The 23,011-nt window shown below is 68.1% G+C and carries 22 protein-coding genes; 14 read left to right on the forward strand and 8 right to left on the reverse strand.

The genetic code is table 11. The features are described 5' to 3' along the window. The first annotated feature begins 40 nt into the window (after positions 1-40). The 5 genes from pncB to BSE24067_RS26335 all read left to right on the forward strand — a co-directional run bounded on the left by pncB (position 41) and on the right by BSE24067_RS26335 (position 6,006). On the forward strand, positions 41-1,240 hold the full coding sequence (gene pncB / locus BSE24067_RS26315; protein WP_151065580.1) for a nicotinate phosphoribosyltransferase: 1,200 nt from the start codon (positions 41-43) through the stop codon (positions 1,238-1,240). Between the two features lie 86 nt (positions 1,241-1,326). Beyond that, positions 1,327-1,989: a LutC/YkgG family protein gene (locus BSE24067_RS26320; RefSeq protein ID WP_151065581.1), complete on the forward strand. Its 663-nt coding sequence runs from the start codon at positions 1,327-1,329 to the stop codon at positions 1,987-1,989. 43 nt (positions 1,990-2,032) lie between these two features. Then, positions 2,033-3,463, forward strand: a complete 1,431-nt coding sequence (locus BSE24067_RS26325; protein ID WP_151065582.1) for a sodium:proton antiporter — start codon at positions 2,033-2,035, stop codon at positions 3,461-3,463. A gap of 81 nt (positions 3,464-3,544) precedes the next feature. Next, positions 3,545-4,534 (forward strand): 2-hydroxyacid dehydrogenase, encoded by a 990-nt coding sequence (locus BSE24067_RS26330; protein WP_151065583.1) that lies wholly within the window; start codon positions 3,545-3,547, stop codon positions 4,532-4,534. After that, positions 4,531-6,006 carry a DNA recombination protein RmuC gene (locus BSE24067_RS26335; RefSeq protein ID WP_151065584.1) on the forward strand — a complete coding sequence of 492 codons (1,476 nt, stop codon included), beginning with the start codon at positions 4,531-4,533 and terminating at the stop codon, positions 6,004-6,006. The genes BSE24067_RS26330 and BSE24067_RS26335 overlap by 4 nt, the downstream gene beginning before the upstream one ends. A 106-nt stretch (positions 6,007-6,112) precedes the next feature. On the opposite strand, the gene BSE24067_RS26340 is transcribed toward BSE24067_RS26335, so the two are convergent. The 6 genes from BSE24067_RS26340 to BSE24067_RS26365 all read right to left on the reverse strand — a co-directional run bounded on the left by BSE24067_RS26340 (position 6,113) and on the right by BSE24067_RS26365 (position 13,350). Continuing rightward, the gene (locus tag BSE24067_RS26340; protein WP_151065585.1) at positions 6,113-6,598 is read right to left on the reverse strand and encodes a GNAT family N-acetyltransferase; all 486 of its coding nucleotides are present in this window, start codon (positions 6,596-6,598) and stop codon (positions 6,113-6,115) included. Continuing rightward, positions 6,595-6,870, reverse strand: coding sequence for a hypothetical protein (locus BSE24067_RS26345; RefSeq protein ID WP_006476519.1), 276 nt, complete (start codon positions 6,868-6,870; stop codon positions 6,595-6,597). The genes BSE24067_RS26340 and BSE24067_RS26345 overlap by 4 nt, the downstream gene beginning before the upstream one ends. Positions 6,871-6,906: 36 nt before the next feature. Then, positions 6,907-8,202 carry a molybdopterin molybdotransferase MoeA gene (moeA, locus tag BSE24067_RS26350; protein ID WP_151065586.1) on the reverse strand — a complete coding sequence of 432 codons (1,296 nt, stop codon included), beginning with the start codon at positions 8,200-8,202 and terminating at the stop codon, positions 6,907-6,909. Between the two features lie 105 nt (positions 8,203-8,307). Further along, complete coding sequence (mobA, locus tag BSE24067_RS26355) at positions 8,308-8,925, reverse strand: molybdenum cofactor guanylyltransferase MobA (RefSeq protein ID WP_151065587.1); 618 nt, start codon at positions 8,923-8,925, stop codon at positions 8,308-8,310. Between the two features lie 28 nt (positions 8,926-8,953). Further along, positions 8,954-10,066 (reverse strand): GTP 3',8-cyclase MoaA, encoded by a 1,113-nt coding sequence (moaA, locus tag BSE24067_RS26360; protein WP_151065588.1) that lies wholly within the window; start codon positions 10,064-10,066, stop codon positions 8,954-8,956. 131 nt (positions 10,067-10,197) lie between these two features. After that, positions 10,198-13,350 carry an Rne/Rng family ribonuclease gene (locus tag BSE24067_RS26365; RefSeq protein WP_151065589.1) on the reverse strand — a complete coding sequence of 1,051 codons (3,153 nt, stop codon included), beginning with the start codon at positions 13,348-13,350 and terminating at the stop codon, positions 10,198-10,200. A gap of 724 nt (positions 13,351-14,074) precedes the next feature. Here BSE24067_RS26365 and BSE24067_RS26370 point away from each other — a divergent pair. Genes BSE24067_RS26370 through BSE24067_RS26385 form a run of 4 tightly spaced genes read left to right on the forward strand, consistent with a single transcriptional unit; the run spans position 14,075 to position 17,162 of the window. Continuing rightward, positions 14,075-15,079 (forward strand): RluA family pseudouridine synthase, encoded by a 1,005-nt coding sequence (locus tag BSE24067_RS26370; protein WP_151065590.1) that lies wholly within the window; start codon positions 14,075-14,077, stop codon positions 15,077-15,079. Positions 15,080-15,084: 5 nt separating this feature from the next. Continuing rightward, a complete protein-coding gene (locus BSE24067_RS26375) occupies positions 15,085-15,744 on the forward strand; it encodes an HAD-IA family hydrolase (protein ID WP_151065591.1) in 660 nt (219 codons plus the stop codon). After that, the gene (locus tag BSE24067_RS26380; protein WP_151065592.1) at positions 15,741-16,157 is read left to right on the forward strand and encodes a Rieske (2Fe-2S) protein; all 417 of its coding nucleotides are present in this window, start codon (positions 15,741-15,743) and stop codon (positions 16,155-16,157) included. The genes BSE24067_RS26375 and BSE24067_RS26380 overlap by 4 nt, the downstream gene beginning before the upstream one ends. A 12-nt stretch (positions 16,158-16,169) precedes the next feature. Next, on the forward strand, positions 16,170-17,162 hold the full coding sequence (locus BSE24067_RS26385) for a S49 family peptidase (RefSeq protein ID WP_151065593.1): 993 nt from the start codon (positions 16,170-16,172) through the stop codon (positions 17,160-17,162). Positions 17,163-17,231: 69 nt separating this feature from the next. Here BSE24067_RS26385 and BSE24067_RS26390 read toward each other — a convergent pair whose 3' ends face one another. Both BSE24067_RS26390 and BSE24067_RS26395 read right to left on the reverse strand, forming a co-directional pair. Further along, positions 17,232-17,954 carry an SAM-dependent methyltransferase gene (locus BSE24067_RS26390; protein WP_059447957.1) on the reverse strand — a complete coding sequence of 241 codons (723 nt, stop codon included), beginning with the start codon at positions 17,952-17,954 and terminating at the stop codon, positions 17,232-17,234. Further along, positions 17,951-18,580 carry a Maf-like protein gene (locus BSE24067_RS26395; RefSeq protein ID WP_151065594.1) on the reverse strand — a complete coding sequence of 210 codons (630 nt, stop codon included), beginning with the start codon at positions 18,578-18,580 and terminating at the stop codon, positions 17,951-17,953. Before BSE24067_RS26395 ends, BSE24067_RS26390 begins: the two co-directional genes overlap by 4 nt. Before the next feature lie 256 nt (positions 18,581-18,836). Here BSE24067_RS26395 and BSE24067_RS26400 point away from each other — a divergent pair, with 256 nt between their 5' ends. From BSE24067_RS26400 to fabD, 5 genes are all read left to right on the forward strand, one after another. Continuing rightward, positions 18,837-19,472, forward strand: a complete 636-nt coding sequence (locus BSE24067_RS26400; protein WP_151065595.1) for a DUF177 domain-containing protein — start codon at positions 18,837-18,839, stop codon at positions 19,470-19,472. A gap of 98 nt (positions 19,473-19,570) precedes the next feature. Further along, positions 19,571-19,750, forward strand: coding sequence for a 50S ribosomal protein L32 (gene rpmF, locus BSE24067_RS26405; protein WP_006051932.1), 180 nt, complete (start codon positions 19,571-19,573; stop codon positions 19,748-19,750). 129 nt (positions 19,751-19,879) lie between these two features. Further along, the gene (gene plsX, locus BSE24067_RS26410; protein ID WP_057928056.1) at positions 19,880-20,986 is read left to right on the forward strand and encodes a phosphate acyltransferase PlsX; all 1,107 of its coding nucleotides are present in this window, start codon (positions 19,880-19,882) and stop codon (positions 20,984-20,986) included. Then, complete coding sequence (locus tag BSE24067_RS26415) at positions 20,987-21,976, forward strand: beta-ketoacyl-ACP synthase III (protein WP_151065596.1); 990 nt, start codon at positions 20,987-20,989, stop codon at positions 21,974-21,976. Between the two features lie 85 nt (positions 21,977-22,061). Further along, positions 22,062-22,994, forward strand: coding sequence for an ACP S-malonyltransferase (gene fabD, locus BSE24067_RS26420; RefSeq protein ID WP_151065597.1), 933 nt, complete (start codon positions 22,062-22,064; stop codon positions 22,992-22,994). Positions 22,995-23,011 lie beyond the last annotated feature (17 nt).

The following is a 23,011-nucleotide window of genomic DNA, read 5'->3' on the forward strand; positions in this document are numbered from 1 at the left end:
GTGCGCCGGGCCGTGTCACGATATTGGCGGTGCCGCAATCATGATCATCACTTCGCTGCTCGACACGGATCTCTACAAGTTCACGATGATGCAGGTCGTCCTGCATCACTTTCCTGCTGCAAACGTCGAGTATCGCTTCCGGTGCCGCACGCCCGGCGTCGATCTCGTGCCGTACATCGACGAGATCCGCGACGAGGTGCGCGGCCTGTGCTCGCTGCGCTTCACCGACGTCGAACTCGACTACCTGCGGCGCATGCGCTTCATCAAGAGCGATTTCGTCGAATTCCTCGCGCTGTTCCATCTGAACGAGAAGTACATCTCGATCACGCCTTCGCCGAAGGGCAACGGCGAGATCGACATCGTGATCGAGGGGCCGTGGCTGCACACGATCCTGTTCGAGATCCCGGTGCTCGCGATCGTCAACGAAGTCTATTTCCGCAACACGCAGCGCGAGCCCGACTATCGCGAAGGCCGCGAACGGCTGCGCGAGAAGATCAAGCTGCTCGGCGCGAAGCCCGAGTTCGCCGACTGCAAGATCGCCGACTACGGCACGCGCCGGCGCTTCTCGAAGGTGTGGCACGAGGAAGTCGCGCTGACGCTGCGCGACGGGCTCGGCGCGCAGTTCGCGGGCACGAGCAACGTGTTCTATGCGATGAAGCACGGCCTGACGCCGCTCGGCACGATGGCGCACGAATACCTGCAGGCCTGCCAGGCGCTCGGCCCGCGGCTGCGCGATTCGCAGACCTACGGTTTCGAGATGTGGGCGAAGGAGTATCGCGGCGACCTCGGGATCGCGCTGTCGGACGTGTACGGAATGGACGCGTTCCTGAACGACTTCGACATGTACTTCTGCAAGCTGTTCGACGGCGCGCGCCACGATTCGGGCGATCCGTTCGAGTGGGGCGAGCGCATGCTGCGCCACTACGAGGCGAACCGCTGCGACCCGCGCACCAAGGTGCTCGTGTTCTCCGACGCGCTCGACATCCCGAAGGTCATGCAGCTGTACGAACGGTTCCGCAACCGCTGCAAGCTCGCGTTCGGCGTCGGCACGAACCTGACGAACGACCTCGGCTACGTGCCGCTGCAGATCGTGATCAAGATGGTCCGCTGCAACGGGCAACCGGTCGCGAAGCTGTCGGATTCGCCGGGCAAGAGCATGTGCGACGACAAGGCGTATCTCGCGTACCTGCGCCAGGTGTTCGGCATCGCGCAGCCGGTCGACGAAGACGCGTCGAAGTAGGCGCCGGCCGTCCGGCCAGGTGCGTCGCGGCGGGGGCCGCCGGTATAATCGGACGGAATCGCACGCCAACGTCACGAGGACCGTTCATGGACACTTCCGCTGCCCGTCGCCAGATCCTCGCACGCATTCGCGCGGCGCAAGGACGCGCGCCCGAGCCTGATGCAGCGGAGCGCGACGGCGTCGCCGACTATCTCGCTCGTCATCCCGAAGGGCCGCGCCCGCCGGTGCCGGCCGATCTCGTCGCCGCGTTCGTCGACGAAGCGGCGCGCCTGTCGACGACCGTCGACGAAGTCGCGACACTGGCCGACGCGCCTGCCGCCGCCGCCCGCTATCTTGCTGCTCATGGCCTGCCCGCGCAGGCCGTCGCGTGGCGTACGCTGGCCGAGCTCGACTGGGCCGGCGCAGGCCTGTCGGTCGAATGCCGCAAGCCGCGCGACGGCGATCTCGTCGGCCTGACCGGCTGCTTCTGCGCGACTGCCGAAACCGGTTCACTGGTGCTGCTGTCCGGCCCCGACACGTATGCATCGGCCGGCCTGCTGCCGGAGACGCACATCGCGATCGTGCCGGCGTCGCGGATCGTCGCCGGCCATGAAGATGCATTCGCGCTGATTCGCGCGGAACGCGGCGAATTGCCGCGCGCGGTCAACTTCGTATCGGGCCCGTCGCGCACGGGCGACATCGAACAGACCATCGTGCTCGGCGCCCACGGCCCGTACCGCGTTCACGCGATCATCGTGCGCGGCGCATGACGCGCCCGCTGAATTTCATTTCATTCGAACAAGGAAGTCCTGCATGAAACGACATGCCGCCTGGGCGGGCATGGCGTCGGGAGCCGCGCTTGGCGCCGTTCCGTCGCTCGCATCGGCCGCTACGCTCGACGGTGCCGCGCTGTCCGCGCTCTGGGGCATCCCGTTCGCCGGGATCCTGCTGTCGATCGCCGTGTTCCCGCTCGTCGCCCCTGTGTTCTGGCATCACCACTTCGGCAAGATCGCCGCGGCGTGGGCGATTGCGTTCCTCGTGCCGTTCGCCGCCGCGTTCGGTACGGGCACCGCGTTCGGCACGCTCGTGCACGCGCTGCTCGAGGAGTACATCCCGTTCATCGTGCTGTTGACCGCGCTGTACACGGTCGCGGGCGGCATCTGCGTGAACGGCAATCTGCACGGCACGCCGAAGCTGAACACCGCGATCCTCGCGCTCGGCACGCTGCTCGCGAGCGTGATGGGCACGACCGGCGCCGCGATGCTGCTGATCCGCCCGCTGCTGCGCGCGAACGACAACCGCAAGCACGTCGTGCATGTCGTGATCTTTTTCATCTTCCTCGTCGCGAATGCGGGCGGCTCGCTGTCGCCGCTCGGCGATCCGCCGCTGTTCCTCGGCTTCCTGAACGGCGTGAGCTTCTTCTGGACGACCACGCACCTCGCGCTGCCGATGCTGTTCATCTGTGCGGTGCTGCTGACGCTGTTCTTCGTGCTCGATACGTATTTCTACCGGAAGGGCGGCGACGAGCGGCCGGCCGCGCTCGACCCGACGCCCGACGACACCGCGCTGTCGATCGACGGCAAGATCAATTTCGTGCTGCTCGCGGCCGTGATCGGCCTCGTGCTGATGAGCGGCATCTGGAAACCGGGCATCGCGTTCGACGTGTGGGGCACGCACGTCGCGCTGCAGAACCTCGTGCGCGACGTCGCGCTCGCCGTCGTGGCGCTCGCGTCGCTCGCGCTGACGCCGCGTTCGGCACGCGACGGCAATGCGTTCAACTGGGCGCCGATCGAGGAAGTCGCGAAACTGTTCGCGGGCATCTTCGTGACGATCGCGCCGGTGATCGTGATCCTGCGCGCGGGCGCCGACGGCGCGTTCGCGCAGATCGTCCATCTCGTCACGGGCCCCGACGGCAAGCCGATCGACGCGATGTACTTTTGGGCGACCGGCCTGTTGTCGTCGTTCCTCGACAACGCGCCGACCTATCTCGTGTTCTTCAACCTCGCGGGCGGCGATGCACAGGCGCTGATGACCACCGGCGCGACGACGCTCGCCGCGATTTCCGCGGGGGCGGTGTTCATGGGCGCGAACAGCTACATCGGCAATGCGCCAAACTTCATGGTGAAGGCAATCGCGGAGTCGCGCGGCGTGAGGATGCCGAGCTTCTTCGCGTATCTCGGCTGGGCGCTCGTGATACTGGTGCCGGTATTCCTGCTGACGTCGTGGATCTTCTTCCCGGCGTAGGCTGACGATTTTCAACCAAGCGCGGATGGATCCGGCGGCGCACGGCGCGCCGCGTTCCGGCCGCGGCATGCGGAGATGGCGATGCAGAAGATCCTGGTCGCACGTCCGATTTTTCCGGACGTGATCGAACGGCTCGAGCAGTATTTCGAAGTCGACTGGAACAACGGCGACGCGCTTGCCCCCGACGCGCTCGCCGCGCGTCTCGCCGACAAGGACGGTGCGCTGACGGCCGGCGACCCGGTCGGCGCGGCGGAGCTCGCGGCGGCGCCGCGCCTGCGCGTCGTGGCGAACATGGCGGTCGGCTACAACAATTTCGACATGGCCGCGTTCAACGCGGCGAACGTGCTCGGCACCAACACGCCCGACGTGCTGAACGAGTCGACCGCCGATTTCGGCTGGGCGCTGATGATGGCCGCCGCGCGGCGGATCGCCGAATCCGAGCACTGGCTGCGTGCCGGCCATTGGCGGAAGTGGGCGTACGACGGCTTCCTCGGCACCGACATTTACGGCTCGACGCTCGGCGTGATCGGAATGGGCCGCATCGGCCAGGCGCTCGCGCGCCGCGCACGCGGTTTCGGGATGCAGGTGATCTATCACAACCGCTCGCGCGTCGCGCCCGAGATCGAGGCCGAGCTGAATGCCGAATACGTGTCGAAGGATGCGCTGCTCGCGCGCGCCGATCACGTCGTGCTGGTGCTGCCGTATACGAAGGAGAACCATCACACGATCGGCGCGGCCGAGCTCGCGAAGATGAAGCCGACCGCGACGCTGACCAACATCGCGCGCGGCGGCATCGTCGACGACGCGGCGCTGGCCGCCGCACTGCGCGACGGGACGATCGCCGCGGCCGGTCTCGACGTGTATGAAGGCGAGCCGAACGTCCATCCGGCGCTGCTCGAGGTGCCGAATGTCGTGCTGACGCCGCACATCGCGAGCGCGACCGAGAAGACGCGCCGCGCGATGGCGAACCTCGCGGCCGACAATCTGATCGCCGCGCTCGGCGAAGGGCCGCGTGCGGGGCAGCCGCCGAATCCGATCAACCCTGAGGTCATAGGGAAGCCGCGCGCATGACGACGACGCTGTTGCTTGCCGCGATCGTCGTGCTGGCCGTCGCCCTCGCGGTGGCGATCGTCGCGATCATGCGCGGCAGCCGTCACGACGATGCGGCGATGCTCGGCGACCAGATCGAGGACGCCGCACATGCGCAGGCGCTCGCGCTCGAGCGGCTCGAACGGGAGTTGCGCGGCGAGATCGTCGAGAACGCGCGCGGCTCGCGTACCGAGCTGGCCGGCAATTTCTCGCAGCTTCAGCAGACGCTCGCAACGCAGCTGACGAGCATCGCGACCGTGCAGAACAACCAGATCGACGGTTTCGCGCAGCAGCTCGGCAAGCTCGTCGCCGGCAACGCGCAGCAGTTCGACGCGATGCGCGAAAGCGTGCAGCGTCAGGCGCAGCAGGCGCGCGACGAGCAGACTGTCGCACTGCGGCTGTTCGGCGACACGCTGAATCGGCAGCTCACGCAACTGACCGAAGCGAACGATCGGCGGATCGGCGAAGTGCGCGCGACGCTCGAGCAACGGCTGAAGGAAATCGAGACGAACAACGCGGCGAAGCTCGAGGAGATGCGCCGCACCGTCGACGAGAAGCTGCATGCGACGCTCGAACAGCGGCTCGGCGAATCGTTCAAGCTCGTGTCGGACCGGCTCGAGCAGGTGCACCGCGGGCTTGGCGAGATGCAGACGCTCGCGGCCGGCGTCGGCGACCTGAAGAAAGTGCTGACGAACGTGAAGACGCGCGGCACGTGGGGCGAGGTGCAGCTCGAGGCGCTGCTCGAACAGATGCTGACGCCCGACCAGTATGCGAAGAACGTCGCGACGGTGCCGAAGAGCACCGAACGCGTCGAGTTCGCGATCCGGCTGCCGGGGCGCGACGCGGGCACGCACGACGCGCCGCCGGTATGGCTGCCGATCGACGCGAAATTCCCGCGCGAAGACTACGAGCGGCTGATCGATGCGCAGGAGCGCGCGGATTCGGTCGCGGTCGAGGAGGCGGCACGGGCGCTCGAAGCGCGCGTGCGGATGGAGGCGCGCACGATCGCCGAGAAGTACGTCGCGCCGCCGCACACGACCGATTTCGCGCTGCTGTTCCTGCCGACCGAGGGGCTCTATGCGGAGATCCTGCGCCGTCCGGGGCTGACCGACCTGCTGCAGCGCGACTATCGCGTGACGGTGGCCGGGCCGACCACGCTGACCGCGCTCTTGAACAGCTTGCAGATGGGTTTCCGTACGCTCGCGATCGAGCAGCGCTCGAGCGAAGTGTGGCAGGTGCTCGGCGCGGTGAAGACCGAGTTCGGCAAGTTCGGCGACGTGCTCGCGCGCACGAAGGCGCAGCTCGAAACGGTTACGCGCTCGATCGAGGCGGCCGAGCAGCGCACGCGCGTGATGAACCGCAAGCTGAAGCAGGTCGAGGCGTTGCCCGGTGAGACGGCGGCCGGGCTGCTCGGCGCCGACGCCGCGGACGGCGCCGATGCCGACGATGCATGACGCATCGCGTGGGCGGCGGCCGAAATCGGCGGGAACGAAAAACGGGCGACCGTTTTTGTTTTGCCGCGGTGCCCGGCGTCGCGGCCGGCCCGTGGTCAGCGTGCGGTCAGCGTGCGGCGAGCGCGTTCAACGCGTCGCCAGTGACGCGCACGATGCGCCACTCCGGCAGCACGGTCGCGCCCATCTTCTCGTAGAAGTCGATCGCAGGCTGGTTCCAGTCGAGCACGGACCATTCGAAGCGGCCGCAGCGGCGCTCGATCGCGAGCGCCGCGAGATGCTGCAGCATCGCGGTGCCGAGGCCCGAGCTGCGCTGCGACGGCTGCACGTACAGATCCTCCAGATACAGGCCGCGACGGCCGAGGAACGTCGAATAGTTGTGGAAGAACAGCGCATACGCGACGATCGCGCCGTCGCGCTCGGCCACCAGCGCTTCGGCCGCCGGATGTGCGCCGAACAGCGCATCGGCGAGATCGGCTTCGGTTGCGACGAACAGATGCGTGAGCTTCTCGAACTCGGCCAGCTCGCGCATCAGCGCGAGGATCGCGCCGACGTCGCGCGCTTCGGCCGCGCGGATCAGCGGCGCGCGGCTCACGCTTCCTCCGGCGGATCGGACAGCACGATCTCGATGCCGCCGAAGCGCGACGCAACCCAGTTGTATGCGTGGCAGGCGATCCACAGCAACACGAAACCGAGGATCGCGTTCAGCAGCAGCGCGCTCAGGATCGTGCTGAGCTCGACCATCCCGTAGCGGATGTACGCGACCAGGATGCCGAGCAGCACGATCGGCACGCTGAACGTCAGGTAGACGAGGATCAGTGCCTTCGCGGTCTGCCCCGCGGCGATCGACGAGATTTGCTTCTTCATGTGCGGATTGCCCCGTAGAGATATACCGATTGGATTTCAGATCAGGCCGTCGAGCGGCAGGATGTCGACCGGGGCGCCCGCGTCGACTGCCGCGGTATCGTGGCCCAGGACGATGAAGCAGTTCGCGGCCGCGAGCCCGCTCAGCGATGCGGAGCTCTGCGAGCCGGCCGGTGCGACGTGCCACTCGCCGTCGGCGGCGCGCGTCGCGATCGCGCGCAGGTATTCGGTGCGGCCCGCGCGCTTCTTCAGCGCGCACGTGCAGCGGGCCGTGTACGTCGCCGGCGGCGCCGCGTGCGCGCCGGCCAGCGTCAGCAGCGCGGGGCGCACGATCGCGTAGAACGTGACGGCGGACGCGACCGGATTGCCGGGCAGCCCGAAGAACAGTACGTGGCCGCCGGCTTCGCCGGCGCGCGCGAGCGTGCCGCATGCGAGCGGCCGGCCGGGCCGCAGCGCGAGGCTCGCGAAGGTCACGTCGCCGAGTCGCGCCATCACGTCGCGCGTGAAGTCGGCTTCGCCGACCGACACGCCGCCCGACGTGATCACAGCGTCGGCGCCGGCCGCGACGGCGTCGCGCAATGCGCGTTCGAGCGCGGCCGGATCGTCGCGGACGATCCCGAAATCGACTGCGTCGATGTGCAGCCGCTCGAGCATCGCGATCAGCATTCCGCGATTGCTGTCGTACAGCGTGCCGCGGTCGAGCGGCTCGCCGGGCTCGCGCAGCTCGTCGCCGGTCGAGAACACGGCGACGCGGATGCGACGGCGCACCGTCACTTCGCGCAGGCCGAACGACGCGAGCAGGCCGAGATCGGACGGGCGCAGGATGCGGCCGGCAGCAAGTGCGCACGCGCCGCGCGCGAGATCCTCGCCGGCCCGGCGGCAGTTCGCGCCGCGTGCGACATCGTGTGCCGAGAAGCGCACGACGTCGCCGTCTACCTGCACGCGTTCCTGCGGAATGACGGTGTCGCAACCGGCCGGCATCGGAGCGCCGGTCATGATGCGGATGCATGCGCCGGGCGCGACCGCGGTGTCGAACGGATGGCCGGCGTACGCGCTGCCGGCAATCGTCAGCGCGATGTCGGCTGCGGACGCGAGCGCCGCTGCGCCGGCGTCGAACGCATAGCCGTCCATTGCCGAGTTGTCGTACGCAGGAATGTCGAACGGCGCATTCACGTCGGCCGCGAGCACGCGGTCCAGCGCATCATGCAGCGACACCGTGTCGCACGCGTCGACCGGCACCGCGAATCGGCACGCGAGCGCCTGCGCGTCGGCAAGCGACAGCGGGGCCGCGGAATCGGGTGCGGTTCGGGAGGCGGGCGAGGAGTGCGTGATCATCAGTCGGACTGCGCCGCAAGGCGTATCGGGTTCGTGGCCGGTGGCGCGGCGAGGGCGCCCGAGCGCGCAGGCGCATGCGGCGGGCGGGAACGGCGCTGCATGCCGTCAACGGCGGGCAAGCGCGGCGAGTTCCTGCCAAGAGTTGGCATTGTAAAACGCACGCTCGTCGCGAAACTCGACTTCGACCGTCTTGTGGCGTGCGTACCACGCACGCACCTTGCGTTCGCCGGCCGCGAGCCTACCCGCGAGGTCGTCGGCGAGCGACGTGCGCACGAGCGCGAAGGTCGGCTGCGGCGAGCGCGCGTGCTGCACGTCGACGGTCACCGCCATCGCGATGTCGGCGTGCTGCGCGTCGAGCGCCGTGCGCAGCCGCGCGACGAGATCGGCCGGCAAATACGGCGTGTCGCATGGCGAGCACGCGACGAGCGGCGCGCGTGCCGCGCGCATGCCGGCGAGCAGGCCCGCGAGCGGGCCGGGGAAATCGGGGGTGTCATCCGCGACGATGCGCGCGGCGAACGGCGCGCCGAGTTCGGCGTACCGATCGGCGTTGCGATTCGCGCTGATCAGCGTTTCGTCGACCTGCGGCGCGAGCCGCCGAAGCACGTGCAGTGCGAGCGGTGTGCCGTCGAGCGACTGCAGGCCCTTGTCGGCGCCGTCCATGCGCGTCGCGCGACCGCCCGCGAGCAGCAGGCCGGCGACGGAAGGCGAGGTGGAAGCGGACATTGCGGGAATTCGGGACGGCGGGCGCGCGTCAGCCGCCGATGTACGACATTTCGACGCGTTTGGCGGCGCGCTCGGCTGCGGCATCGCCGGCCGCGCTGCCGCGCAGCTGCGAATAGCGGTCGGTGCGCGCCTGCCAGATTCGGGCGATCGCGGTCGCGATTTCGGCGTCGCTCGCGCCGCCACGAACCAGCGCGCGCAAGTCATGGCCCGTCGACGCGAACAGGCACAGGTACAGCTTCCCCTCGGTCGACAGCCGCGCGCGCGTGCAGTCGCCGCAGAAGGCCTGCGTGACGCTCGAGATTACGCCGATCTCGCCGCTGCCGTCCGCATAGCCCCAGCGCTGCGCGGTTTCGGCCGCCGTGTGCGGCTCGAGCGGCACGAGCGGGAAGTGTTCGGCGATCCGTGCGATGACGTCCGCCGACGGCAGTACTTCGGCCATGTTCCAGCCGTTCGACGTGCCGACGTCCATGTATTCGATGAAGCGCAGGATCACGCCGGTGCCGCGGAAGCGTTCGGCCATCGGCAGGATCTCGCCGTCGTTGGTGCCGCGCTTCACGACCATGTTGACCTTGATCGGCGCGAGGCCGGCGGCCTGCGCGGCGAAGATGCCGTCGAGCACGTCGGCGCTCGCGAAGTCGGCGTCGTTCATGCGCTTGAACAGCGCGTCGTCGAGCGCGTCGAGGCTGACCGTCACGCGCGTGAGGCCGGCGTCCTTCAACGCGCGCGCCTTGCGCGCGAGCAGCGAGCCGTTGGTGGTCAGCGTCAGATCGAGCGGACGGCCGTCGTGCGTCGTCAGGCGCGCGAGGCGCTCGATCAGGAATTCGAGGTTCTTGCGCAGCAGCGGTTCGCCGCCCGTGATCCGGATCTTTTCGACGCCGTGTGCGACGAACAGCCGCGCGACGCGCTCGATCTCTTCGTGCGTGAGCAGTGCGCTGTGCGGGAGGAACGGGTAGTTCTTGTCGAACACGTCGCGCGGCATGCAGTACACGCAGCGGAAGTTGCAGCGGTCCGTCACCGAGATGCGCAGGTCGCGCAGCGGCCGGGCGAGCGTGTCGGCCAGGGCGCCGTCGGGTGCGTGCGCGACGCCGGAGACATCCGGCATCCCGCTGACGTCGGTGAGAGGAATGATGCGTCGGGACATGTTGGAGGAAGTGCGAGCCAGATCTCTATTCTAGCCGTAAGCGGCTGGCCGGGCCGGTGGGCGGAAACCCGCAGCGGGAAAAACAAAAAGCCCGCCGGACGGCGGGCTTTTCGTGGTCGGGGACGCGCCGCTTAACGCTGCGACGTTTCGACCTGCTGCATCGGGGTCGGGTCTACCGGCGGCAGCGCCTTGCGTTCGCGCGGCACGCGAACCGGACGCGGCAGGCGCGACGCGGCTTCCTGCGCAGCGCGGAGCTTGTCGGCGTCCGTATTCACCCACACGAGCCCGGCTTGTTGCAGCACGGCGTCGAGGTTCGACGGCGCAGCGGCGGCGGCCGGTTGCGCGGGCGCCGGTGCGGCGACGGCGGCCACCGGTGCGGCTTCGACGTGAGCCGGTTCGACGACTGCCGGAGCCGCTTCCGCTGCGGCGACCTGTGCCGGTGCGGCTTGCTCGGCGGGCGCGGGTTGCCGCGTTGCGACGGCAACCGGCGCGGCCGGCGCGGCCGGTGCTTCCGCGGCTGGCACTTCGAACGCGTCGGTCGGCGACACCTCGACCGGAGCCGGGCCGGCTTCCGCCACGGCGACCGGTGCGACCGGTGCCGGTTCGGCGGCAGGGGCGGCCGGAGCCGGCTGCTCGACCGGCACAAGCGGTGCGACCGGCGTCGCTTCGACGCGAACCGGTGCCGGTCGCGGCTCAACCACGGCCGGTGCGGCCGCTTCGGTGCGCTGCTCGACCGCGGCTTCCGCAATGGCGGCGCCTGCTGCGGCAACCGCTGCCACCGCGGCCGGTGCGGCCGTATGAGCCGGCTCGATCGCGCTCGGGGCTTCCGCCGTCACGGGCTGCGCGGCGGCTTCACCGTCCGCGCCGTGCTCGACGGCCGCGCCTTCTTCCTCGCGCTCGCGACGGCCACCGCGGCGACCGCGGCGGCGGCGGCGGCGTTCCTCGCCGTCGCGTGCGCCGGCTTCCGCGTCGGCAGCCACTTCGGCGCCCGGCACGGCGGTCGCGAGGGCCTGTTCTGCCTCCGCTTCCGGATGGTTCTCGCCACGGGTCACGGTCTCGAGCGTAGCCGCATGTTGCGTCGGTTTGCGGCGCTCGCCGCGCTCGCGACGTTCGCCGCGTTCCTGGCGCTCGCCTCGGCCGGCTGCGTCGACGGTTTCCGGCTGTTCGGCGCGCTCGCGGGGTTCGCGGTTCTCGCGCGGTTCGCGCGGCTCACGGCTTTCACGCGGTTCACGCGGTTCGCGGCCTTCACGCGGACCACGGCCCTCGCGACCTTCACGGCTTTCGCGCGGCTCGCGGGCTTCACGCGGCTCACGGCCCTCGCGCGGTTCACGCGGCTCGCGTGCTTCCTTGCCTTCGCGTTCCTGGCGCTGCGACTGGCCGCGGCCTGCCGCTGCCTGGTCGCGCCCGCCCTGGGCCTGCTGGGCGCCGCCGCGACGGTTGCGGTTGCGATCGCCGCCGCGCTGCTCGGTCTTCTCGGTCCGTTCGCGGGCCGGACGGGCAGCCTGTTGCTTCGCCGGTGCCTGTACGACCGGCGCGGGCGCCGGAGCCGGCGACATCCCGAACAGGCCCTTCAGCCAGCCGATGAAGCCGCCGCTTGCCGCGGCGACCGGCGCGGGAGCCGGAGTCGGTGCGGGCGCCGCCTCGACCGGCCGCTGCGGCGCCGGGCTCTCGGGCGTGATGCCCTTGACCGCCGCTTCCTGCTTCGGCTTCACGTCTGCCGCGCGCTTGCTGTAGCCGGTTTCCGACTCCAGTTCGCGGGCGGCCTCCTCGGCCATTTTCCAGGACGCGCGCGGATCGTCGAGGCGCGCGTCGTCGTGGCGCAGGCGCTCGAGCTTGTAGTGCGGCGTATCGAGGTGCTTGTTCGGGATCAGCACGATGCCGACCTTGAAGCGCGACTCGATCTTGTTGATTTCCTGACGCTTTTCGTTGAGCAGGAAGGCGGTCACCTCGACCGGCACCTGGCAGTGGATCGCCGCGGTGTTTTCCTTCATCGCTTCTTCCTGAATGATCCGCAGGACCTGCAGCGCGGACGATTCGGTGTCGCGGATGTGGCCCGTGCCGTTACAGCGCGGGCACGTGACGTGGCTGCCTTCCGACAGGGCGGGGCGCAGCCGCTGGCGCGACAGTTCCATCAGCCCGAAGCGGGAGATCTTGCCCATCTGCACCCGCGCACGGTCGTGCTTGAGCGCGTCCTTCAGGCGCTGCTCGACTTCGCGCTGGCTCTTGGCCGACTCCATGTCGATGAAGTCGATCACGATCAGGCCGCCGAGGTCGCGCAGGCGCAGCTGGCGGGCCACTTCGTCGGCCGCTTCGAGGTTCGTGCGGGTCGCCGTTTCCTCGATGTCCGCGCCCTTGGTCGCGCGCGCCGAGTTCACGTCGATCGCGACGAGCGCTTCGGTGTGGTCGATCACGATCGCGCCGCCCGACGGCAGCGGCACCGTGCGCGAGTACGCGGTCTCGATCTGGTGCTCGATCTGGAAGCGCGAGAACAGCGGCACGTCGTCGTGGTAGCGCTTCACCTTCGACACGTTGTCCGGCATCACGATGTCCATGAACGCGCGGGCCTGATCATGGATCTCGGTCGTGTCGATCAGGATTTCGCCGATGTCCGGCTGGAAGTAGTCGCGGATCGCGCGGATCACGAGGCTCGATTCCAGATAGATCAGCATCGGCTGGCCGGGGTTGCCGCTTTGCGATGCGGCTTCGATCGCGCGCCAGAGCTGCAGCAGGTAGTTCAGGTCCCACTGCAGTTCCTCGGCGCTGCGGCCGATGCCCGCGGTGCGGGCGATCATGCTCATCCCGTCCGGAATCTGCAGCTGCGCCATGGTTTCGCGCAGTTCCTGGCGCTCGTCGCCTTCGATCCGGCGCGACACGCCGCCGCCGCGCGGGTTGTTCGGCATCAGCACGAGGTAGCGGCCGGCGAGCGAGATGAAGGTGGTGAGGGCGGCGCCTTTGTTGCCGCGCTCTTCCTTCTCGACCTGGACGATCAGCTCCTGGCCTTCGCGCAGCGCATCCTGGATGCGCGCGGAGCGCATGTCGATGCCTTCCTTGAAGTACTGGCGGGCGACTTCCTTGAACGGCAGGAAGCCGTGGCGGTCTTCGCCGTAGTTGACGAAGCAGGCTTCGAGCGACGGCTCGATGCGGGTCACGACACCTTTGTAGATATTGCCCTTGCGCTGTTCGCGCCCGGCTGTCTCGATGTCGATGTCGATGAGCTTTTGCCCATCGACGATGGCGACGCGCAGCTCCTCCTGCTGCGTCGCATTGAACAGCATGCGTTTCATGAACGACTCCAGGCGGCTCTGCTGCCGGCGCCTCACGGTTGTCAGTCGCGAGGGCGGGAACGACGGCAGGCCGCGCCTTGTTGTGTTGTCACAAGCACGCTGGAGCGGGAAGGATGGCGGGGAGAATTGCCTGAAGAGGCGCTTGGGCCCGAAAGACGGGGCCGGCGGCCATAGGGCACCTGCGAACACGGCTTCAAAGCACGGCGTCCACACACCGCACGCTGCAAAAGCGCGCTAAGCCTGAGACCGGGGCACTGCCACGGGGCGCGCGCAATGCGTCGCGCGCGCCGACGGGCGGCAGATGCTGCGGCTTGGGCCGCAGCGGGGAGTATCGAATCCAGCCCGACTTTCCCGCCTGGGGTGTACTTCCCTGGTTTGACGTCGCCAAGCCCCGCACGCTTCGCGGGGCCAAATCGGGCGCAACGCCGTAATTTTCGCAACCTGCAGCCTGCGGACGCACTTCGCGCCGTCGGGCTGCCGATCAAATTCTTTTCAACCAACTTTCCGTTACCGCGGCGCCTTGCCGACCGAATCCGCCTGTGGGCGCGATCCTTGCCGACGGGCGGCGCCGTGCGTGCAACTTGCTGCATCTCTTTGATTAGGGGCGAGCAGCGGACCCCCGGCGCAAGTAAAATAGCGGTTTGCGCTTGCGCCTTGCCCGAATCAGCCGGGGCCGGCCTGTCAGGCCACCCTCAACGTCAGGCTGGGCAAAATTATATTCAGTATGAATGAGTTAGGCAAAATATCCCAGAATTCGGTCGCAAGCGGCCAGGTATCGATGATCCAGATCGACGAAAACTCGGCCGGTCAGCGGATCGACAACTTCCTGTTGCGCGTCTGTAAAGGCGTACCCAAGAGCCATATTTACCGGATCCTGCGCAGCGGCGAAGTGCGTGTAAACAAGGGCCGGGTCGACGCACAGTACCGCCTCGCATTCGGCGACCTCGTGCGCGTGCCGCCCGTGCGCGTCGCGGCCGCGGACCTCGCGCGCGCCGACACGCCGATCGTGCCGCCCGCGCAGTTCGACGTGCTGTACGAAGACGACGCGATGCTCGTCATCAACAAGCCGGCCGGCGTCGCGGTGCACGGCGGCAGCGGCGTCGCGTTCGGCGTGATCGAGCAGATGCGGCAGGCGCGCCCGCGCGCGAAGTTTCTCGAACTCGTGCACCGGCTCGACCGCGAGACGTCCGGAATCCTGATGCTCGCGAAGAAGCGCTCGGCGCTCGTCGGCCTGCACGAGCAGATCCGCGAAAACCGGATGGACAAGCGCTACTTCGCGTGCGGACACGGCGAATGGCAACCCGACTGGGGCCGGCGCCGCGCGGTGAAGGCGCCGTTGTTCAAGTATTCGACCCCGGAAGGGGAGCGCCGCGTGCGCGTGCAGGACGACGGGTTGCCGTCGCATACGATTTTCAACCTGCTCGACACCTGGCCCGGCTATGCACTCGTCGAAGCGGAACTCAAAACGGGCCGGACCCATCAGATTCGCGTGCATCTCGCGCATCTCGGCCTGCCGATCGCCGGCGACGCCAAGTATGGCGATTTCGCACTGAACAAGGCGCTGGCGCGCGCGAACGCGCAGCCGTCGCTGAAACGGATGTTCCTGCATGCGCACCGCCTCACGCTCGCGCACCCGCTGACCGGCGACGCGCTGCAGTTCGACGCGCCGCTGCCGGACGAATGCCGGCGCTTCCTCGATCAACTCAGCGCTCTGCGCGATACCGCCTGACTCGCATGGCCCGACAGCAATTTGATCTGATCGTCTTCGACTGGGACGGCACGCTGATGGATTCGACTGCGCACATCGCGCACAGCATCCAGGCCGCGTGCCGCGATCTCGGCTTGCCCACGCCGTCCGACGAGGCGTCGCGCTACGTGATCGGCCTCGGCCTGCGCGATGCGCTGCGGATTGCCGCGCCGACCCTCGATCCGTCCGAGTATCCTCGGTTGGCCGAGCGCTACCGCTATCACTATCTGCTGGACGACCAGCGCATCGAGCTGTTCGCCGGCGTGCGCGAATTGCTCGCGGAACTGCGCGACCTGGGCTACCTGCTCGCCGTCGCGACCGGCAAGGGTCGCGTCGGCCTGAACCGCGTGCTCGACCAATCGAAGCTGACGAGCGTGTTCGATGCGACGCGCTGCGCGGACGAGACGTTCTCGAAGCCGCATCCGGCCATGCTGCACGAGCTGACCCGCGAACTGGGGCAGGATCTGGCGCGCACCGTGATGATCGGCGACACCACGCACGATCTTCAAATGGCCGCGAGCGCGGGCGCGGCCGGCATCGGCGTCTCGTATGGCGCGCACACGGCCGATGCGCTGGCGGCGCTGACGCCGCGCTTCGTCGCGCCGGACGTCGTCGCACTCGCGGCATGGCTGCGGGAGCACGCATGAGCGCGGCGCCGGAAGCCGTGCGCGTGTGCGCAGCGGACGCGCTGACCGACGGCGGCGCCGGCGTGCGCGTCGACGCAACGCTGCGCGGCGAACAGGCGGTCGTGTTCTTCGTGCGCTACGACGGTCGTGCATACGGTTATCTGAATCGCTGCGCGCACGTGCCGATGGAGCTCGACTGGGCCGAAGGGCAATTTTTCGAATCGTCGGGCCTCTACCTGATGTGCGCGACGCACGGCGCCATCTACGCGCCGGATACCGGCAAGTGCGTGGGCGGCCCATGCCGCGGCGGCCGCCTGCGGCCCGTCGAGGTGGACGAGCGCGACACGCCCGACGGGCGTGCGGTATTCTGGCTGCCCGATGCCGACCTGCGTCCCGCGGCTCCGACTCCGCCCCCTCCCGCCACGATCGACTGACGACACCACTGCATGGCCGACCAACCGAATACCCCTGATTCCTCGTCCCGCTCCGACGGCCGTGAACCGACCTGGGAGCGTGCGGCGCTCGAACGGATCGCGCTCGCGGCCGTCAAGGAGCAGCGCGCCGCGCGGCGCTGGAAGATCTTCTTCCGCTTCGCGTTCCTCGCCGTGTTCGTGCTGTTCGCGTTCGCGCTGATCGATTTCTCGAGCGACTCGAAGTTCTCGACGAGCGGACGCCATACGGCCCTCGTCACGATCGACGGCGAGATCGCGGCCGGCACCAACGCGAACGCGGACGACATCAACACGGCGCTCGATGCCGCGTTCGACGACGACGGCACGGCCGGTGTCGTGCTGCGGATCAACAGCCCGGGCGGCAGCCCGGTGCAGGCCGGGATGGTCTACGACGAGATCCGCCGGCTGCGCAAGAAGTATCCGGACAAGCCGCTGTACGTGGTCGTGACCGACATGTGCGCATCGGGCGGGTATTACATCGCGTCGGCCGCCGACAAGATCTTCGTCGACAAGGCGAGCATCGTCGGGTCGATCGGCGTGCTGATGGACGGCTTCGGCTTCACGGGGCTGATGGGCAAGCTCGGCGTCGAGCGCCGCCTGCACACGTCGGGCGAAAACAAGGGCTTCTACGATCCGTTCTCGCCCGAGACGCCGAAGATGGACGCCCATGCGCAGGAACTCCTCGACCAGGTGCACGCGCAGTTCATCAAGGCCGTGAAGGATGGCCGCGGCAAGCGGCTGCACGCGACGCCGGACATGTTCTCGGGCCTGTTCTGGACGGGCGAGAAGAGCGTCGAGCTCGGGCTCGCCGACGGCTACGGCACGACCGATACGGTCGCGCGCGACGTGCTGAAGGCGCCGGATCTCGTCGACTACACGGTGAAGGAAAGCCTGACGAACCGCGTCGCGCGCAAGTTCGGCGCGGCGGTCGGCGGTGCGGCGATGAAGGCGCTCGCCGCGGGCGGCGCGTCGTTCAGCCTGCGCTGAGCGGCGGCCGGCCCGCGCGGCGGCGCATGGGCCATGGCAGCGGGGCCGTGGCCGCAGCGGGCGCGAGGGTCAGTTCGCGAGCAGCAGGAAGATCGCGGGGCGCTTGTGCAGATTCGGCGCGGGCGCCTTTTTCCAGTCGGCCACCGAACGGCTGGCGATCGTCTCCGTCTCGAGGGTCAGATCGGCCGCGACGCAGATCTGCGTCGACGGCGCGCAGGTCGCGACCAGCGTGTCCAGCATCGCGTGATTCCGGTATGGCGTCTCGATGAAGATCTGCGTCTGGCGCGCCTTGCGCGACAGTTGTTCGAGTTCTCGCAGGCGCTTCGCGCGCGCGGCCGCATCGACCGGCAGATAGCCGTTGAACGCGAAACTCTGGCCGTTCAGGCCAGACGCCATCAGCGCGAGCAGGATCGAGCTCGGTCCGACGAGCGGCACGACCTTCACGCCGCGCTCGTGCGCACGGCGCACGAGCAGCGCGCCGGGATCGGCAACGGCGGGGCAGCCGGCCTCCGACACGAGCCCGGCATCCGCGCCCGCCAGCACCGGCGCGAGCAGACGGTCGATCTCGCCGGCCGGCGTGTTGACGTTCAGCTCGCGGATCTCGATTTCCTGGATCGGTCGCGTCGTGCCGATCTTCTTCAGGAACGCCCGCGTCGTTTTCGCGTTTTCGCCGATGTAATAGCCAAGCGTGCCGGCGCGCGCCTGCACGGCCGCGGGCAGCACGGCGGCGAGCATCGATGCGTCCCCTTCGCCGAGGGTGTTCGGGACGAGATAGAGCGTGCCGGCCGTCATGCGCGGTCTCCGTGGTTCGCGAACAGCGGATAGCCGGCGGCGCGCAGCATCCGCGTGAGCGCGATCAGCGGCAGGCCGACGAGCGCCGTCGGGTCGTTGGAGTCGATCGCGTCGAGCAGCGCGATCCCGAGCCCTTCCGACTTCGCGCTGCCGGCGACGTCGTACGGTGTTTCCGCGCGCAGGTATGCATCGAGTTCGGTTTCGGGCAGCGTGCGGAAGCGTACGTGCGTGACGACGTCCTCGCTCTGCGTTTCGCCGGTGCGGCTGTCGTACAGGCAGAGCGCGCTATGGAATTCGACGTCGCGGCCCTGCATCGATACGAGCTGCGCGAGCGCGCGCTCGTGCGTGCCCGGCTTGCCGATCTGCAGCCCGTCGAACGTCGCGACCTGGTCCGACCCGATCACGAGCACGCCGTCCGGCGCGTCGATGGTCGCGGCGACGGCCCGGGCCTTCGCGCCTGCGAGGCGCAGCGCGGTCGCGGCGGGCGTTTCGCCGGCGAGCGGCGTTTCGTCGACGTCGGGCGACACGACGTCGAACGGCACGCCGAGGCGCTCGAGGAGCGCGCGGCGGTAGCGGGAACTGGAGGCGAGAATCAGCCGCGGCGGGCGGCAAACGGTATCCGGCATGGTCGGTTGGGCTGGTGAATCGTCAGGTGTGATGCGGCGTTGCGCGGACGCAAGCATAAGTGATTGACCGTAAAAGGTAAAACGGGTATGCTTTCCCGCTTTTCGTCGGCAGGCTTTCATTGCGGTGGCGCCTGCCGGGTCTTCGGAAGTACAGTACGTCAATCGTGCGTGGCCCAGATCACGGACGACGGCGGCGCCGAATGGGCGACGTCAGCCAAGCCGGATCCCGCAAGTCAGCCCGTGGCAGGAGCGCAACATGAACACTTCTTCTGGCAAGCCTGCGGCAGCGCTTGATCCGCATGCAGTCGACCTCTTCGAATTCGCCCGCAGCGGGCGGCAGGCGGCCGGTGCGGTGCGCCTGTCGCAAATGCCGCGCATGCTGAACGAAGTGCCGGCGGACGCGCCCGATCGCGACACGGTCTTCACGTGGCAGGCCGAAGGGTTCACCCAGAAGGAGCTGCAGGACGACGGCGCCGATGGGCAGCAGCCGTATCTGCGCCTCGCGGTGCACGGTTATGCGTGGCTCACGTGCCAGCGCTGCATGACGCCGTACGACCAGACGTTCGACGTCGACATGACGTACCGGATCGTCGCGACCGAAGAAGAAGCTGAAGAATTTCCGCTCGACGACGATGAAGCCGATGTGATCGTGGGCTCGCGCCAGTTCGATCTCGTCGACTTGATCGAAGAGGAGTTGCTGCTTTCGTTGCCGCTCGTGCCCAAGCACGAGGTTTGCCCGGCAGTTCACGAAAGCCTCGTGTCGGGTGCGAGCGGTCCTTCGGAAGACGCGGACGACGAGTCCGCCGAAGACGAGGACGAAGGCAAACGGCCGAATCCGTTCGCAGCGCTGGAAGCGTTGAAGAAGGACGGAGACGGCAGCAAGAAACACTAAGCAGTTGTGGCGCGGGAAGGCGTAAGGGCTTTGGGCCAGGGTAGTTAAGCGCCGGATCGGGCTGTGTTAGAATCCGGAAAATTATTTAGGAGTTAGTCATGGCAGTCCAGCAAAACAAGAAGTCGCCGTCGAAGCGCGGCATGCATCGTTCGCACGATTTCCTGACGGCAGCGCCGCTGGCAGTCGAGCCGAGCACGGGTGAAGTGCACCTGCGTCACCACGTCAGCCCGAACGGCTACTATCGCGGCAAGAAAGTCGTCAAGACGAAGAACGACTAAGCGTCAAGTCACGCGTTGCGCGCTACGATCGCCGTTCGCGTGACAACTGGTTCGCTTGACACTTTCCTGGCTCAACAAAAAGGCGGCATTCAACTGCCGCTTTTTTGTGCCTGAAATTCGTCGCATTCCATGACCGTAAAGCTCACAATCGATTGCATGGGAGGCGACCACGGCCCGTCCGTGACCGTTCCCGCGGCAGTCAAGTTCGTCCGCGCGCATCCCGATGCGCACCTGATGCTCGTCGGCATCGAAAGCGCGATCCGCGCGCAGCTGAAGAAGCTGAAAGCCCTCGACGATCCCGCGCTGACCATCGTGCCCGCCACCGAAGTCGTGGCGATGGACGACCCTGTCGAAGTCGCGCTGCGCAAGAAGAAGGATTCTTCGATGCGTGTCGCGCTCAACCACGTGAAGGAAGGCGCGGCGCAGGCCTGCATCTCCGCCGGCAACACCGGCGCGCTGATGGCCGTCTCCCGTTACGTGCTCAAGACGCTGCCCGGCATCGAGCGGCCCGCGATCGCGTTCGCGCTGCCGAACCCCACCGGCTACACGATGATGCTGGACCTGGGCGCGAACGTCGACTGCGAGCCGCAGCACCTGCTGCAGTTCGCGGAGATGGGGCACGCGCTCGTCGCCGCGCTCGAAGGCAAGGAGCGTCCGACGATCGGTCTCCTGAACATCGGCGAAGAAGTCATCAAGGGCAACGAGACGATCAAGCGCGCAGGCGAACTGCTGCGCGCCAGCACGCTGAATTTCCGCGGCAACGTCGAAGGCAACGACATCTACAAGGGCACGGTCGACGTGATCGTCTGCGACGGCTTCGTCGGCAACGTCGCGCTGAAGACGTCCGAAGGGCTCGCGCAGATGCTGTCCGACATCATCCGCGAGGAGTTCGGCCGTTCGCTGATGTCGAAGCTGATGGCGCTGCTCGCGCTGCCGGTGCTGATGCGTTTCAAGAAGCGCGTCGACCACCGCCAGTACAACGGCGCGGCGCTGCTCGGGCTCAAAAGCCTCGTGATCAAGAGCCACGGTTCGGCCGACGCCTACGCGTTTGAGTGGGCGATCAAACGCGGGTATGATGCCGTCAAAAACGGCGTGCTGGAGCGCCTCGCGCGCGCGATGGCGGACAATTCGGTGTCGCTCGGCGACGGCGAACACGACGCAGGCGGCGCGGGCCAGACGAGCCCGGCCGCAGGCCATCACGCCGAACCTTCCGCTGCGCAATCCTCTAAAGCATAAATGGCCCAATCGACTCTCTATTCCCGCGTGCTCGGCACGGGCAGCTATCTGCCGCCCGACCGCGTCACGAACCAGCAGCTTGCCGATCGTCTCGCGAAGGAAGGCATCGAGACGAGCGATGAATGGATCGTGGCGCGCACGGGCATCCACGCGCGCCATTTCGCCGCGCCCGACGTCACGACCAGCGATCTCGCGCTCGAAGCGTCGCGCCGGGCGATCGAGGCGGCCGACATCGATCCGCAGTCGATCGACCTGATCATCGTCGCGACTTCGACCCCCGATTTCGTGTTCCCCAGCACGGCCTGCCTGCTGCAGAACAAGCTCGGCATCAAGAACGGCGGCGCCGCGTTCGACGTGCAGGCCGTGTGCTCGGGCTTCGCGTATGCGATGGCGACGGCCGACAGCTTCATCCGCAGCGGCCAGCACCGCACGGCGCTGGTCGTCGGCGCGGAGACGTTCTCGCGCATTCTCGATTTCAAGGACCGCACGACCTGCGTGCTGTTCGGCGACGGCGCGGGCGCGGTGATCCTGTCCGCGTCGGAAGAGCCGGGCGTGCTCGGCAGCGCGCTGCATGCGGACGGCAGCTACTCGAACATTCTCTGCACGCCGGGCAACGTCAATCGCGGCGTGATCGACGGCAGCGCGTTCCTGCACATGGACGGGCAGGCCGTGTTCAAGCTCGCGGTGAACGTGCTCGAAAAGGTCGCGATCGAGGCGCTCGCGAAGGCGAATCTCGCACCGGAGCAAGTCGATTGGCTGATTCCGCACCAGGCCAACATCCGCATCATGACCAGCACTTGCCGCAAGCTCGGGTTGCCGCAGGAGCGCATGGTCGTGACGGTCGATCAGCACGGCAACACGTCGGCGGCGTCGATCCCGCTGGCGCTCGACGCCGCGGTGCGCGACGGTCGCATCCAGCGCGGCCAGCACGTGTTGATCGAAGGCGTCGGCGGCGGCTTCACCTGGGGCGCGTCGGTCTTCCGCTTCTGATCCGCGGCGCGCAGTTGCTGCGCGCGGATCCCGAACCGGCGCGCCGTTCGCGCGCGCCGTCCGAATCGATTCAATTGGGGACGATATGAAATTTGCATTCGTATTTCCGGGGCAGGGCTCGCAGTCGGTCGGCATGCTCAACGCGTTCGCCGATCTGGCCGTCGTGCGCGAGACGCTCCAGGAAGCATCCGATGCACTCAATCAGGATCTCGGCAAGCTGATCGCCGAAGGTCCGGCCGACGAGCTGAATCTGACCACCAACACGCAGCCCGTGATGCTGACCGCCGCCTACGCGTGCTATCGCGCATGGCAGCAGGCCGGCGGCCCGGCGCCGTCTATCGTCGCGGGCCACAGCCTCGGCGAGTACGCGGCGCTCGTCGCCGCGGGCGCGATCGCGTTCAAGGACGCGGTGCCGCTCGTGCGCTTCCGCGCGCAGGCGATGCAGACGGCCGTGCCGGTCGGTCAGGGCGGCATGGCCGCGATCCTCGGGCTCGATGACGACACGGTGCGCGCGGTGTGCGCCGAGGCTGCGGAAGCGGGTGTCGTCGAAGCCGTGAACTTCAACGCGCCGGCGCAGGTGGTGATCGCGGGCGCGAAGGCGGCAGTCGAGAAGGCGTGCGAGATCGCGAAGGCGAAAGGCGCGAAGCGCGCGCTGCCGCTGCCGGTGTCGGCGCCGTTCCACTCGTCGCTGCTCAAGCCGGCGTCGGACCAGCTGCGCGACTATCTCGCGAACGTCGACGTGAAGGCGCCGCAGATTCCGGTCGTCAACAACATCGACGTCGCGGTGGTCAGCGATCCGGCCGCGATCAAGGACGCGCTGGTGCGCCAGGCCGCGGGCCCGGTGCGCTGGGTCGAATGCGTGCAGCACATCGCGGGCACGGGCGTCACGCACGTGATCGAATGCGGGCCGGGCAAGGTGCTGGCAGGCCTGACGAAACGCATCGACGGCAACCTGGTCGGCGCGTCGGTGTTCGATCCGGCTTCGCTCGACGAAGCACTGAAGCTCGTGACCGCCTGACGCGGCGCCTTTCCTCA

Source organism: Burkholderia latens, from assembly GCF_902499045.1.
Taxonomy (GTDB): Bacteria; Pseudomonadota; Gammaproteobacteria; order Burkholderiales; family Burkholderiaceae; genus Burkholderia; species Burkholderia latens.